This window comes from Acidobacteriota bacterium (assembly GCA_020845575.1).
Classification (GTDB): Bacteria; Acidobacteriota; Vicinamibacteria; order Vicinamibacterales; family Vicinamibacteraceae; genus Luteitalea.
In genome coordinates, this window is record JADLFL010000014.1 from 70,496 (window position 1) to 83,576 (window position 13,081).

At 68.3% G+C, this 13,081-nt stretch carries 12 protein-coding genes; 10 read left to right on the forward strand and 2 right to left on the reverse strand.

Annotated elements, in window-relative coordinates:
* Positions 1-2: 2 nt before the first annotated feature.
* The 10 genes from IT182_04210 to ptsP all read left to right on the forward strand — a co-directional run bounded on the left by IT182_04210 (position 3) and on the right by ptsP (position 11,519).
* Complete coding sequence (locus tag IT182_04210) at positions 3-974, forward strand: acetyl-CoA carboxylase carboxyltransferase subunit alpha (GenBank protein ID MCC6162536.1); 972 nt, start codon at positions 3-5, stop codon at positions 972-974.
* Positions 975-999: 25 nt separating this feature from the next.
* Positions 1,000-2,808, forward strand: a complete 1,809-nt coding sequence (recJ, locus tag IT182_04215) for a single-stranded-DNA-specific exonuclease RecJ (protein MCC6162537.1) — start codon at positions 1,000-1,002, stop codon at positions 2,806-2,808.
* Positions 2,808-4,916 carry an LPS export ABC transporter periplasmic protein LptC gene (gene lptC, locus IT182_04220; protein MCC6162538.1) on the forward strand — a complete coding sequence of 703 codons (2,109 nt, stop codon included), beginning with the start codon at positions 2,808-2,810 and terminating at the stop codon, positions 4,914-4,916. Before recJ ends, lptC begins: the two co-directional genes overlap by 1 nt.
* Entirely contained in the window at positions 4,916-5,641 is a 726-nt protein-coding gene (gene lptB / locus IT182_04225) for an LPS export ABC transporter ATP-binding protein (GenBank protein ID MCC6162539.1), read from the forward strand. Before lptC ends, lptB begins: the two co-directional genes overlap by 1 nt.
* Before the next feature lie 31 nt (positions 5,642-5,672).
* Positions 5,673-7,118 (forward strand): RNA polymerase factor sigma-54, encoded by a 1,446-nt coding sequence (gene rpoN / locus IT182_04230; GenBank protein MCC6162540.1) that lies wholly within the window; start codon positions 5,673-5,675, stop codon positions 7,116-7,118.
* Between the two features lie 27 nt (positions 7,119-7,145).
* Positions 7,146-8,111 (forward strand): HPr(Ser) kinase/phosphatase, encoded by a 966-nt coding sequence (gene hprK, locus IT182_04235; GenBank protein MCC6162541.1) that lies wholly within the window; start codon positions 7,146-7,148, stop codon positions 8,109-8,111.
* Positions 8,108-8,974: an RNase adapter RapZ gene (rapZ, locus tag IT182_04240; GenBank protein MCC6162542.1), complete on the forward strand. Its 867-nt coding sequence runs from the start codon at positions 8,108-8,110 to the stop codon at positions 8,972-8,974. Before hprK ends, rapZ begins: the two co-directional genes overlap by 4 nt.
* A gap of 149 nt (positions 8,975-9,123) precedes the next feature.
* Positions 9,124-9,555, forward strand: coding sequence for a PTS sugar transporter subunit IIA (locus tag IT182_04245; GenBank protein MCC6162543.1), 432 nt, complete (start codon positions 9,124-9,126; stop codon positions 9,553-9,555).
* A gap of 4 nt (positions 9,556-9,559) precedes the next feature.
* Positions 9,560-9,826, forward strand: a complete 267-nt coding sequence (locus tag IT182_04250; protein MCC6162544.1) for an HPr family phosphocarrier protein — start codon at positions 9,560-9,562, stop codon at positions 9,824-9,826.
* Between the two features lies 1 nt (position 9,827).
* Positions 9,828-11,519: a phosphoenolpyruvate--protein phosphotransferase gene (gene ptsP / locus IT182_04255; GenBank protein MCC6162545.1), complete on the forward strand. Its 1,692-nt coding sequence runs from the start codon at positions 9,828-9,830 to the stop codon at positions 11,517-11,519.
* Positions 11,520-11,580: 61 nt separating this feature from the next.
* Here the strand turns inward: ptsP and IT182_04260 are convergent, their stop codons facing one another.
* Complete coding sequence (locus IT182_04260) at positions 11,581-12,060, reverse strand: single-stranded DNA-binding protein (GenBank protein ID MCC6162546.1); 480 nt, start codon at positions 12,058-12,060, stop codon at positions 11,581-11,583.
* 123 nt (positions 12,061-12,183) lie between these two features.
* Positions 12,184-13,074: a tol-pal system protein YbgF gene (gene ybgF, locus IT182_04265; protein ID MCC6162547.1), complete on the reverse strand. Its 891-nt coding sequence runs from the start codon at positions 13,072-13,074 to the stop codon at positions 12,184-12,186.
* Between the last annotated feature and the right edge of the window lie 7 nt (positions 13,075-13,081).

The window sequence follows — 13,081 nt, forward strand, 5'->3', positions numbered from 1 at the left end:
GTATGCCCGTGGATACCCTCGAGTTCGAGGAACCCGTCGCCGCACTGCTGAAGGAGATCGATCACCTCGGCAGCCAGCCCTCGTCGCCCGAGCGCGCCGGCGAGATCGCACGCCTGCAGGCCCGCGCCCGACAGGTGCGTCAGGACATCTTCGCGAGACTCACGCCGTGGCAGCGCGTGCTGGTGGCGCGGCATCCACAGCGGCCGTACCTGCTCGACTACGTGGAGCGGCTCTGGCCCGGCTTCACCGAGATTCACGGCGACCGTCGCTTCGGCGACGACCAGGCGATCGTCACGGGGTTTGCGACCTACCACGACCAGCCCGTGCTCATCGTCGGCCATCAGAAGGGTCGCGACACGAAGCAGAAGATCGCGCGGAACTTCGGGTATGCGCGCCCGGAGGGTTACCGGAAGGCGCTGCGCGCGATGCAGATGGCCGAGAAGTTCAAGCGGCCGGTGATCTGCCTGGTCGACACGCCCGCGGCCTATCCGGGGATGGAGTCCGAGGAGCGCGGCATCGCCGAGGCCATTGCCCTCAACCTGCGCGAGATGGCCGTGCTCGACACGCCCATCCTCGTGGTGGTGACGGGGGAGGGTGGCAGCGGCGGCGCGCTCGGCATCGCGGTGGGCGATACGGTGCTCATGCAGGAGTACGCGGTGTACAGCGTCATCCCGCCCGAGGGCTGTGCGGCGATCCTCTGGCGCGATCCGGCCAAGAAGGTCGAGGCGGCCGATGCGCTCAAGATGACGGCGCCCGACCTCGTCTCGCGTGAGATCGTCGACGGCGTCATTCCCGAGCCCGCCGGCGGCGCGCACCACGACTACGACCTCGCCGCCAGGCAACTCGATGCGGTGCTGTGGCCCGCGCTGCAGCAGCTCATGGCGATGCCGGCCACCGACCGCCTCGAACGCCGCTACGAGAAGTTCCGTCGAATCGGCCGGCTGGGCGTGGAAATTTCCGGCGCGACCTCCTGACCCCCACGCGGGGATCGCAACCGTCATGCGTACGTTGATCTGGGACCCCGTCGTGTGCGACGAGACGGCCGCGCAGACGCTGGCCGCTGCGGTCGACGTGTCTCCGGTGGTCGCACGCCTGCTGTGTCACCGGGGACACGGCGATCCGGAAGCCGCGCATCGCTTCCTGTTCCCCGACATGTCGCAACTCTGGGATCCGTTCCGGCTCGCCGACATGCGCCCCGCGGTGGAGCGTCTCTGCGCCGCGCTCGAACGCAAGGACCGCATCGCCATCCACGGCGACTACGACGTCGATGGCGTGACGTCGACGGTGATCCTCCGCCGCGCGCTCGAACTGCTCGGCGGCGACGTCGTGCACTTCATCCCCGAGCGCCTGCGCGACGGCTACGGCCTCCAGGTGCCCGCTGTCGAGCGGCTGCACGCCGACGGCGTGAAGGTCATCGTGTCGGTGGACTGCGGTATCCGCAGTGCGGACGCCGGCCGACGCGCGCGCGACCTCGGCGTGGACCTGATCATCACAGACCACCACGAGCCCGAAGCGGAACTGCCGCCGGCGCTGGCGGTGATCAACCCGAAGCGGGCCGACTGCACGTATCCGGACAAGAACCTGGCTGGCGTCGGCGTGGCGTTCAAGCTCGTGCAGGCGCTGTGCCAGCGCTACGGCCGCGAGAAGTGGCTCCCGGCGTTCCTCAAGCTGGCCGCCATTGGTACCGTCGCCGACGTCGTACCGCTCGTGGGCGAAAACCGCATCATCGCCAAACTGGGACTCGAGAAGCTCTCGCAGGGACCGCACACGGTCGGGCTCCGCGCGCTGCTCGAATCGGCCGGGCTGCAGAACACGCCGATCGACGGCTTCCATGTGTCGTTCATGATCGCCCCGCGCGTGAACGCCGCGGGCCGCATGAGCACACCCGACCTGGCCACGCGTCTGCTGCTCGCGAGCGACGAGACGCAGGTCGACGAGGCCAGGCGGCTTGCCGAACAACTCGGCGAGGAGAACACGCGCCGGCAGACCTACGAAGCCGAGATCGTCGCCGACGCGAAGAAGCAGGTCGAGACGGACGTGCGCATCGGCGCGCACAACATCCTCGTGGTGGCCGGCGACGGCTGGCATCGCGGCGTCATCGGTATCGTGGCGTCGAAGCTGGTCGACGCGTTCTACAAGCCGACGATCGTCCTGTCGACCGAGGACGGCATCGCACACGGATCGTGCCGATCGATCCCGGCGTTCGACATGCTCGGCGCGCTCGATGGGTGCGCCGACTTGTTCGAGAAGTACGGGGGGCATCGGCAGGCGGCGGGACTCACGATGGACGCCGCGCGGATCCCGGAGTTCCGCGAGCGCATCAACGCGCATGGCCTGGCGTGCCTTGAACCGACCGACCTCATGCCGCGCCTGCGTATCGACGGCGAACTCCGCCTGGCCGACATCGACGCACGCGTGGTCGCCGGGCTGGAGCGGATGGCGCCATTCGGCCTCGCCAACAGCAAGCCGGTCTTCTCGGCACACGGGGTGCAACTCCTCGGCACGCCGCGCCGCATCAAGGATCGGCACCTCAAGGTGCAGGTGCGTCAGGACGGCCGCGTCTTCAGCGCCATCGCGTGGCGCGCGGTCGAGAAGGCCGCGCATTGGGAGGAGCACCGCCAGTCGCTGCAGCTGGCCTACTCCCTCGACAAGCAGACGTTCCGCGGCGAGACGACGCTCGAACTGACGGTCGCCGACATGCGGGCCACGGACACGCCGGGCACCGGGCATCGGGCACCGGGCACCGGATCGAGTTCGGCACCCGGCAACGGGCAACCGGCAACCGGATCCGAGGCGAGTACCGTCTGATGCGCATGCGACGCCTTCTTCGCGCGCTGCTTGCGGCGTTCGCGCTCGGCTTTGCCGCATGGCTCGGCCTCCAGTTGCGCGGGCGTCCGATCCTGACCGGCGAGGTCAGCGATCCGCGCACCGATCCCGACGCCGTCGTCGAGTCGAGCGGCGGCCTCATCACGCGGACGCGCGGCGAAGCGCGCGACATGGACCTGCGTCACGAGGGGCTGCGGACGTACCCCGATGGACGCACGGTGTTCCAGTCGGTCACCGTGACGGTGCCGCCTCGCGACGACAGGCGCGGCTTCACCATCAGCGGCGACGAGGCGGAGGTCACCAAGGACAACGCGCAGGTACGCCTCACGGGCAACCTGAAGCTCGTGACCAGCGACAACCTCACCATGACGGGGCCGGAGGCGACCTACGACTCGACCGACGGCATCATCCGCATCCCGGGCGACGTGCGCTTCACGCGCGAACGGATGACGGGGTCGTCGGTCGGCGCGACCTACGACAACACGCGTGACGTGCTATGGATGCTCGAGCGCGCGCGCATCGATATCGCCGCCGATCGACAGGGTCAGGGCGAAACGCACATGACGGCTGGATCGGCGGGCTTCGCGCGCGCCGATCGCTACATCCGCCTGCAGGACGCCGCGACAGTGAAACGGGAAGGGCAGGAGCTCACGGGCACGACCATCACCGTGTTCATGCAGCCCGAGGTCGACATCGTCGAGCTCGTCGAACTGCGCGACAAGTCGGCTGTCTCGCTGCCCGCGCCCCAACAGCTCCAGCAGTTGTCGGCCACCGACATCAACCTCGCGTACCAATCAGACGGCCGGACGCTGCGCCAGGTGACGCTTGCTGAACGCGCGAACGTGCGCTTCCGCGCGGAAGGCGGCGGCCAGGGGCGGCGCCTCGATGGTGCGCTCATCGACATGCAGCTCGATGCCGATGGGTCCACCATGACGGGCCTGACCGCGCAGGACCACGTGGCCCTGTCTGTGCCGCAGGCAGGCGCCACGCCGGCGCGCGTCATCACGGGGCAGTCGCTGACAGGCACGGGACAGCCGGGACGCGGCCTCACAGGCGCCACCTTCTCGAAGGACGTCGTGTTCCGCGAAACACGGCCGGCATCGCGAGGGCAGGCCGCCCTCGATCGCACCATCACCGCCGAGACCCTCGAATTGAACACGAAGGGCAGCCTCGACGCGATCGATCGCGCCACCTTCACCGGCAGCGTGCAGGTCAAGGACGCGCAACGCACGGCGTCGGCCCCACGGCTCGTCTACCGCACCGAATCGGGCGACATCACGCTGAGCGCGGAAGGCACCACCCTCACGGCGCGCGTCGATGATGCGCGCGGGTCGGTGCAGGCCCGCATCATCGACATCGTTGGCGGTGGCGATGATGTGGCGGCGGAGATCGACGTCCGCTCCGTGCTGCAGGGCGGAAGCGACGGCGCCACCCGCCCCGGCCTGTTCTCGGGAGACGAACCCGTGAACGTCACGGCGGCGCGGCTTGAACGCCGGGCCAAGAAAGCCGTCTACACCGGCGACGCCCAGATCTGGCAGGGGGCGACGTCGATCAAGGGCGACTCGATCACGCTCGACGAGGCCTCCGGCAACATGCTGGCCGCGGGAAAGGCCCGCACCGTGATGGAGATGGACGATCCCGACGCGGCGGCCGGGGCGCCCAGAAGCGTGACGACGGGCACGGCCGACGAGGTCGCCTACGACGACCAGGAACGCCGCGCCACGCTGCGCGGCACCGCACGCCTCGTGAGCGCGCGCGACGGCGACCTGCGCGGCAACCGCATCGAGATGTACATGCTCGACGGCGGTCGCCAGCTCGAGCGCCTGGAAGCCTACGAAGCGGTGACGCTCCAGACCGCGACGCGGAACGCGACGTGCGCCCGGCTGACGTACTTCACCAGGGAAGGGCGCTACCTCCTGAACGGCACACCCGTGGTGGTGCTCGAACAGTTCCCCAACGAGTGTCGCGAGACGACGGGCCGGCGCCTGACGTTCTTCCGCGCCTCCGACGTCATCACCGTGGACGGCAACCAGTCCACCCGAACGCAGGGTCGCACCGCCGGGACGTGCCCCGCCCTGAAGCCATCCTGATGGCCCTTCTGCAGACCGATCGCCTCACGAAGGCCTATGGCGGCCGCACCGTCGTGGGGGGCGTCAGCCTCGAGCTGCGCTCCGGCGAGGTCGTGGGCCTCCTCGGCCCCAACGGCGCCGGCAAGACGACCACGTTCTACATGTGCGTCGGCCTGGCGCGGCCCGACTCGGGTACCGTGACCCTCGACGGCGCCGACATCACCCACGATCCCATCTACGTCAGGGCCCGCAAGGGTCTGGCCTATCTGCCGCAGGAGGCGTCGATCTTCAGGGGCCTCACCGTCGAACAGAACGTGATGGCCATCCTCGAGACGATCGACCTCGACGCCGCCCACCGGCGCACCCGATGCCGGGAGTTGCTGGCCGAACTCTCCCTGTCCCATCTGGCACGGTCGAAGGCCTACACCCTGTCGGGCGGGGAGCGCCGACGTGTCGAGATCACGCGCGCCCTGGTCAACAACCCGAAGTTCATCCTGCTGGACGAACCCTTCGCCGGCATCGACCCGATCGCGGTCTCGGATATCCAGACCATCATCTTCCACCTGAAAAATCGTGGCATCGGCGTCCTCATTACGGACCATAATGTCCGGGAGACATTGAAGATCACCGATCGGGCGCATATTGTGCATGCGGGTACCATTTTCAAGAGTGGAACCCCTGAGGATCTGGCGGCCGACGAGGAGGTCAAGCGCATCTACCTTGGGACCGATTTCAGGCTCGACTGAGCCCTTTGCATCGTTGGCGTAGCCAGACACCATGGCCATCACCCAGAAGCTCCAGACCCGACTCTCACAGAAGCTCGTCCTGACGCCTTCGTTGCAGCAGGCGATCAAGCTGCTGCCGATGACGACGCTCGAGCTTGCCGAGCTTCTGAATCAGGAAATGGTCGAGAATCCGATGCTGGAGGAGGTGTCCACCGAGGAGTTGCAGACGGTGGAACCCCAGGCCCAGACGTCGGAGCCCGAGGCCCCCGAAGCGCCCAAGCCGGACAGGCCTGACGCCAACTGGGACGAGCAGGACTACGCCTACTTCTTCGGCGAATACCTGGACGATGGCGGCTACCGCTCCCGCATGCCCGTGGAGGTCAAGGAGTTGCCACCCATCGAGAACACGCTCTCGACGTCAGGCACATTGGCCGACCATTTGCTTTGGCAGTTGTCGATGCGCCTGGACATCTCTCCCGACGCACGCGAGATCGGCGAAGCCATCATCGGCAACCTGAACGACGATGGCTACCTCGTGGCGTCGGTTGACGAACTGGCGCAGATGGGCGACTGGACGCCCTCCCGGGTGGAGGAGGTGCTGACCATCCTGCAGCACCTGGATCCTGTCGGCGTGGCCGCGCGCGACCTCCAGGAATGCCTCACCCTTCAGTTGCGCCACCAGGGCTACGGAAACACGCCGTCCGACGTGATCGTCACCGAGCACCTCCGCCTGTTGCAGAACCATCAGGTTCCCGAGATCGCCAAGCGGATGGGCATGCCCATCGAACAGCTCAAGGACCACATCGAGATCATCAGGAACCTCGATCCCAAACCGGGCAGCCGCTTCAATCCCGCGCCGTCGCAGTACGTCATGCCCGACGTCTACATCGTCAAGGTGGAGGACCAGTACGTGGCCGCCCTCAACGACGATGGCCTGCCGCAACTGCGGATCAGCCCGGTGTACAAGCGCCTGCTGGACAACAAGCACGACGAGTCAGCGGCCGAGACACGCGCGTACGTGAAGGAAAAATTCCGCTCGGCGCTCTGGCTGCTCAAGTCGGTGGATCAGCGCCAGAAGACGATCATCAAGGTCGCCAACAGCATCATCCAGTTCCAGCGGGAGTTCCTGGATCACGGCATCGAGCACCTGCGCCCGCTCGTGCTGCGCGACGTGGCCGAGGACATCGGCATGCACGAGAGCACCGTCAGCCGCGTGGTGAACAACAAGTACATGCACACGCCGCAGGGCGTGTTCGAGATGAAGTACTTCTTCCACAGCGGCATCAGCAGTTCGTTCGGCGAGAGCGTCTCGTCTGTCACGATCAAGCAGCGGATCCGCAAGATCATCGAGGCCGAAGACGGCCGCAAGCCGCTCAGCGACTCGAAGATCGTCAGCATCCTCCAGCGCGAAGGGCTGGTGCTCGCGCGCCGGACGATCGCGAAGTACCGCGAAGAGCTCCGGATCCCCACGTCCAATCAGCGCAAGGTGCTGTACTGACCCCGCCGTACGAGGACGGCTCCGGCCATGGTCGTCATCCCCGATTCGGGTGCCCTGGGACTCACGGTTCGTGACCTCCTGACGCGCTGCGCAGGCACGGCGCTCGGCGACCTGACGGTGCGGGCCGGCGCCAACGGCCTCGGGCGTCTCATCACGCACGTATCGCTCCAGAAGACCGGCCTCGCGCTGACGGGGCAGGCCCACTACCTCGAGGACGGCCGCGTCCTCCTGTTCGGCCGCAGCGAGGTGCAGTACCTCGCCGAGCTCGGGCCTGACGAGCGCCGCCTGCGTCTCTGCGACGTGCTGCGTCCGGGACTGCCGTGCATCGTGATCACCGGCGGACTGGCCGTCGATCCGATCCTCGTGGAACTGGCCGACACCATGGACGTGCCGGTCCTGTCGACCGATGTCCTCACGTCCGAAGCGCTCGTGCGCCTCACGGGCCTTCTCGACGAAGCCCTGGCGCCCGTCGCGACGCTCCACGGCGTGCTGGTGGACATCCTTGGGCTGGGCGTCCTCCTGCTGGGCGAGAGCGGCATCGGCACGAGCGAATGCGCGCTCGACCTCGTGGTGCGCGGCCATCGCCTCGTGGCCGACGATGCCGTGGAAATCACGCGACGCGGCACCACGCTGGTCGGGACGTCGCCGGCCCTCACGCGGCACCACATGGAGGTGCGCGGCCTCGGCATCATGAACGTGCAGGACCTGTTCGGCGTCGCCTCGACGCGCCAGAGCGTGCACGTGGAACTGCTGGTCCGCCTGGTGCGCTGGGAGGCCCACACCGACTGCGACAGGCTCGGTCTCGACCAGACCACCGAGCCACTGCTCGGCGTGCAGGTGCCCGTCGTGGCCCTGCCCGTGGCGCCCGGCCGGAACATCGGCATCCTCGTGGAAGTGGCCGCCCGGCGTCATCTGCTGCTCGCGCGCGGCAACTCGGCGGCGCAGCGTCTCGTGGCCACGCTCGAAGCGGAACTGCGGGCGGGGGAGTCATGAGCCGCTTCATCGTGCTGACCGGCCTGTCCGGTTCGGGGAAGACCCAGGCCGTCAGGGCACTCGAAGACCTCGGCTACTTCTGCGTCGACAACCTGCCCGTCGCGCTCATTCCCACGTTCGCGGAACTGACGCTGCGCGCCGGCGGCGAGATCACGCGCGCGGCCGTCGTCGTCGACATCAGGGAACGGTCGCTCCTCAAGGCGTTTCCGGCGACCTACGCGTCCCTGCGCGACATGCCGGGACTGGACCCGCGGCTGATCTTCCTGGACGCGTCCGACGCCGCGCTCGTCAGGCGCTTCAGCGAAACGCGCCGGCCGCACCCGCTCGCCGAGCATCAATCGGTCAGCGAAGGCATCCGCGTCGAGCGCGAGCAACTCCAGCCGATCCGCGCGATGGCCGACCAGATCATCGACACGACGGACATGACCGTGCACGAACTGCGGCACGCGTTCATGGCCGCGTCGCGGGATCTCGGCGCGTCGTCTGGCCCTGTCGTCACGTTCCTCAGTTTCGGGTTCAAGCACGGCGTCCCGCTCGACGCCGACCTCGTGTTCGACGCGCGCTTCCTGCCGAACCCGCACTTCGTCCCGGAACTGCGACCCCACACCGGCCGCGACGCGGAGGTCAGGCTGTTCCTGGAGCAGTACGAAGATTACGCCACGTTCCTCGACAGAGTCGCGGACCTGCTGGCGTTCCTGCTGCCGCGGTACGCCGCAGAGGGCAAGAGCTACGTCACGGTGGCCATCGGCTGCACCGGGGGCACGCACCGGTCGGTGGCCATCGCCGAGCAACTGAAGCGACGCATGGCCGACGTCGACGGCATCCGCCTGCGCGTCCGCCACCGCGACATCGCGCATGAGTAGGGGCGGCCCTACGACCTGGGGATGGAGCGAACGGGCGTCGGCCCGTTCGTCGCGCCAGGGTTGAAAGCCCTGGCCTCCATGATTCGATGGAGTGGTGGCCTCCATTCGACGGGGTCGCCGGACGCGCAGGGCGTGGAAGAATGGGAGACATGGCAGACGCGGGACAGGGACTTGGCGTGGTCGTGGTGACGCACGGCCAGTTGGCGCACGAACTCGTGAACGCGGCGGAGATGATCGCCGGTGAGCAGGTGCGCTTCCAGGCCGTGGCGCTCGGCTGGCACGACGACCCGAACGCGGCGCGGGATCAGATCGCGGCCGCCGTCGCGCGCGTGGCCGGCGGCGCGGGCGTGCTGATCCTCACCGACATGTTCGGCGGCACGCCCAGCAACCTCGGAATCACGTTCCTCGAAGACGATGAAGTGGAGGTCGTGACGGGCGTGAACCTGCCGATGCTGGTGAAGCTGGCAAGCCTCGACAGCAGCAACAGCGGCCTGCTGGCCATCGCGCGGCAGGTGCGCGAGCACGCGCGCGAAGCCATTCGCGTGGCGTCGGATCTGATGCGCCCCGACGCCGGTTCGTAAGTCGATGGTGACGCGAGAAGTGACCATCGTCAACCCGCTCGGCCTGCACGCCCGCGCGGCGGCCCGCTTCGTCCGGCTGGCGTCTCGGTTCGGCTCGACGGTACGCGTGGCCAGGGGACAGCGCGAACTCGACGGCAAGAGCATCCTCGGTCTGCTGCTGCTCGGCGCCGCGCGCGGATCGACGATCGTCATCCGCACGGAAGGCGACGACGCCGAGGCGGCGGCCGAGGCACTGGCCACGCTCGTCGCCGACGGATTCGGGGAGGTCTGACGTGCTGATGCTGACAGGTGTCGCCGTGGCTCCCGGAGAAGCGCTCGGGCCGGCCGTCGTGGTGCGACTGCGCACGCACGACGTCAGGTACCGCATCGCAGCCGACGCTGTCGCCGCGGAACAGGCGCGCCTGGTCGAGGCGTGCGAACGCACCCGCGGGCAACTCGAGGAGATCCGCGACAGGACCCGTCACGTGGTCGGCGCCGACCTCGCCGGCATGTTCGACGTGCAGCTGCTGATGCTCGGCGATCCTCTGCTGCGCGAGCGCGCCGACGCCCTGATTCGTACGCGGCAGGTCAACGCCGAATGGGCGGTGGTCGAGGCAGGGGAGGAGTTGATGCAGCGCCTCCGCGCCATCGAGGATCCGTACCTGCAGGAGCGCCACGGCGATCTCAGCGACGTCCTCGGACGCGTTCGCGCCAACCTGCAGCGCGACGACAGCGACGCGGGCTGGCTCAACGCGCAGCTCGCGCGCTTCGCGGAGCCGTGCGTCTTCGTCGCCGACGACCTGCCCGTCTCCGTGGCGGCGCAACTGGACTGGAGCCGGCTCGCCGCACTGGCGACAGACGCCGGCACGCGCACGGCGCACACGGCGATACTCGCGCGTTCCATGGGCATCCCCGCCGTCGTCGGACTTCAGGAAGCCACGCGGGTCGTGCCGCCCGGCGTCATGCTGCTCGTTGACGGAACCCGCGGCGCGATCGCCGTCGATCCGCCGCAAACGGTGATCGAAGCCACGCGTCGACTGCTCACGCCGACGGCAGTCCCGAAGCCGCTGCTCTCCGGACCTGCGACGACGGCAGACGAGGAACCGGTTCATCTCTATGCGAACGTCGAGCGTCCCGAGGATGTGGCGTTCGCATGGCGGGAAGGCGCCGCTGGACTCGGACTCGTGCGATCCGAGTTGCTGCTCGGTGGGCAGCCGATCGGAAGCGTCAGCGAACAGTTACAGATAGACGCCTACCGCGCCGTGCTCGACGAGGCGGGCGACAGGGAAGTCACCATCAGGACCTTCGACATCACGCCGGAGGAGATCGGCCTGCCGGAGCTCTTCGATGTCGAGCCTCGCGAGCGGCTCGGCATGCGCGGATTGCGGCTGGGACTGGTCCGCCCGGAACTGCTGGAGCGTCAGTTCCGCGCACTCGTGAAGGCAGGGCAGGGCAGGAATCTGCGCATCCTGTTCCCCTTCGTGACCACGGTCGAAGAAGTCGTGCGCGCGACGCGTATCCTGGCCGAGCAGGCGGAGCGCCTCGACCTGCCCGCGCCACCGGCTGGCGTCATGGTGGAAGTGCCCGCCGCGGCGCTCGACGCGAGGCGCCTGGCGCAACACGCGTGCTTCCTGAGCATCGGGACGAACGATCTCACGCAGTACACGCTGGCCGCCGATCGCGGCGACGTCAGGCTGCAGCACCTGTACGACTCGAAGCATCCGGCGGTCCTGCGGTTGATTCGAATGGTGGTGCGCGGGGCGCGCCGTCATGGCCGGCGCGTGGCCGTGTGCGGTGAGATGGCCGCGGACGCGGCGCTGCTGCGCGTATTGATTGGCCTGGGGTTGCGCGAGTTCAGCATGGCCGCCACGTCGTTGCGGCAGGCGCGTGACGCGGTACGCGGCCTCAGCCTCGCCGACGCACAGGACGCCGCGCTTGCGGCGTTGTCGGGCGCGGAGACGTCAGCCCCGTCGCCAGCGGCCTGACACACGAATGCCGCGACCCATCCTGGCGCCGCGGCATCCCATCATTCGGCATTCGGCATTCCTAGAACGGAATGTCGTCGTCGCCCTCGCCGCCCGCGGGGTCGAAGCCACCGCCGCCGCCGCTGCTGCTGCCGCTCGACGAGCTCGAGCCACCACCGTAGTCGTAGTCGTCCTCGCCGCGGCTGCCGCCACCGCCACGTCCACCGCCGCCGCTTCCCAGCAACTGGATACGATCGGCCACGATTTCGGTGGTGTATCGCTTCTGACCGTCCTTGTCGTCCCAGGAGCGCGTCTCGATGCGACCTTCGACGTAGATTTGTTTGCCCTTCTTCAGGTAGTCCTGCAGCGACTCGGCCTGCTTGCCCAGCAGGACGATGCGATGCCATTCGGTCTTCTCGACCCAGTCACCGGTCTTGCTGTCCTTGCGCCTGTCGGTGGTCGCGATGCTGAACCGCGCGATCGCGAACCCGTTGCCGGTGAACTTCAGTTCGGCGTCCCGTCCGAGGTTTCCCACGAGAATGGCCTTGTTGACGCTTCCCATACGCTTCCTGCTCTCTCCACCCGGGCATCCCGGGTCCGTCACGCCCCGACGCCCCCGCCAGGGTACAGTCTGTTCGCGGCCCTGTGAGGCGGGCCGGGCAACCCCGGTCCCCTGCCCCCTGTCTTACCGCGGCCGGCGGTTCAAGCCATCGAGTACCTGCTTGGCGAGGACGGCCACCTCGCTCTGCGGGTAATTCCTGATCACCTGCTGGAAGCTCTCGCGCGCGCGGTCGTTCTCGCCGAGCAGGCTCAGCGCCACGCCGCGCTTGTACAGCGCCTGCGGCACGCGATCGCCAGACGGATAGTCGGCGATGACCTTCTCGTACGCCGCCACCGCTTCCTTGAACTTGCCATCGAGCTGGTACGACTCGCCGATGTAGAACTGCGCGTCATCCGCCCTGTCGTGCGTGGGGAAGGTGCGGATGAACTGCTCGAAGCCGGAGATCGCCAGCGGCCACTGACCGGCCGCGTAGTCGGCCTGCGCCGTGTCGAGCATGCGCTGCGGCGACAATCCGCCTGCCGGTCCCGTCGGCCCTCCCGGGGTTGCCACGCCGGGTGTCCCCGTCAGCGGCGCGCCCGTGCCCGCCGGCTGCGGCGCCGGGATCATCGTCCCGTCAGGACCGGGAATCATCGTGACGGCGGGCTGCAGTTGCGACGGCAGCGTGTTGACCGCCTCGCGCAGCGACGTGAGTTCCTGTCCGATCGTGTTGACGCGCGTGTTGTTCTCGTCGAGCCGCTCACGCACGACGCGCAGATCGCTCCCGAGGTTGTCGATGAGCAGCTTCTGATCCGCGAACTGCTTGCGCGTGGTGTTGGCCTGGTCGTCGAGCTTCGCGTTGAGGCTCTTCAACGTGTCGGCCAGGGACACGAGCACGAGCTGCAGTTGCTGCGACTGCTCCTGCAGCATGCGGATGTCGGCCATCAACTGCTGGTGCTCGCGGTTGGCGGCGCGGGCCGGCTGCGCGAGGCCCACGAGCAGGGCGCCCGTCAGGGCGCCGATCACGATGCGCGTCATGGGTGTA

Bases quoted from the DNA above. Each gene is read 5' to 3' on its own strand.
- IT182_04210 (MCC6162536.1), top strand. From the start codon at position 3: ATGCCCGTGGATACCCTCGAGTTCGAGGAACCCGTCGCCGCACTGCTG.
- recJ (MCC6162537.1), top strand. From the start codon at position 1,000: ATGCGTACGTTGATCTGGGACCCCGTCGTGTGCGACGAGACGGCCGCG.
- lptC (MCC6162538.1), top strand. From the start codon at position 2,808: ATGCGCATGCGACGCCTTCTTCGCGCGCTGCTTGCGGCGTTCGCGCTC.
- lptB (MCC6162539.1), top strand. From the start codon at position 4,916: ATGGCCCTTCTGCAGACCGATCGCCTCACGAAGGCCTATGGCGGCCGC.
- rpoN (MCC6162540.1), top strand. From the start codon at position 5,673: ATGGCCATCACCCAGAAGCTCCAGACCCGACTCTCACAGAAGCTCGTC.
- hprK (MCC6162541.1), top strand. From the start codon at position 7,146: ATGGTCGTCATCCCCGATTCGGGTGCCCTGGGACTCACGGTTCGTGAC.
- rapZ (MCC6162542.1), top strand. From the start codon at position 8,108: ATGAGCCGCTTCATCGTGCTGACCGGCCTGTCCGGTTCGGGGAAGACC.
- IT182_04245 (MCC6162543.1), top strand. From the start codon at position 9,124: ATGGCAGACGCGGGACAGGGACTTGGCGTGGTCGTGGTGACGCACGGC.
- IT182_04250 (MCC6162544.1), top strand. From the start codon at position 9,560: ATGGTGACGCGAGAAGTGACCATCGTCAACCCGCTCGGCCTGCACGCC.
- IT182_04260 (MCC6162546.1), bottom strand. From the start codon at position 12,060: ATGGGAAGCGTCAACAAGGCCATTCTCGTGGGAAACCTCGGACGGGAC.
- ybgF (MCC6162547.1), bottom strand. From the start codon at position 13,074: ATGACGCGCATCGTGATCGGCGCCCTGACGGGCGCCCTGCTCGTGGGC.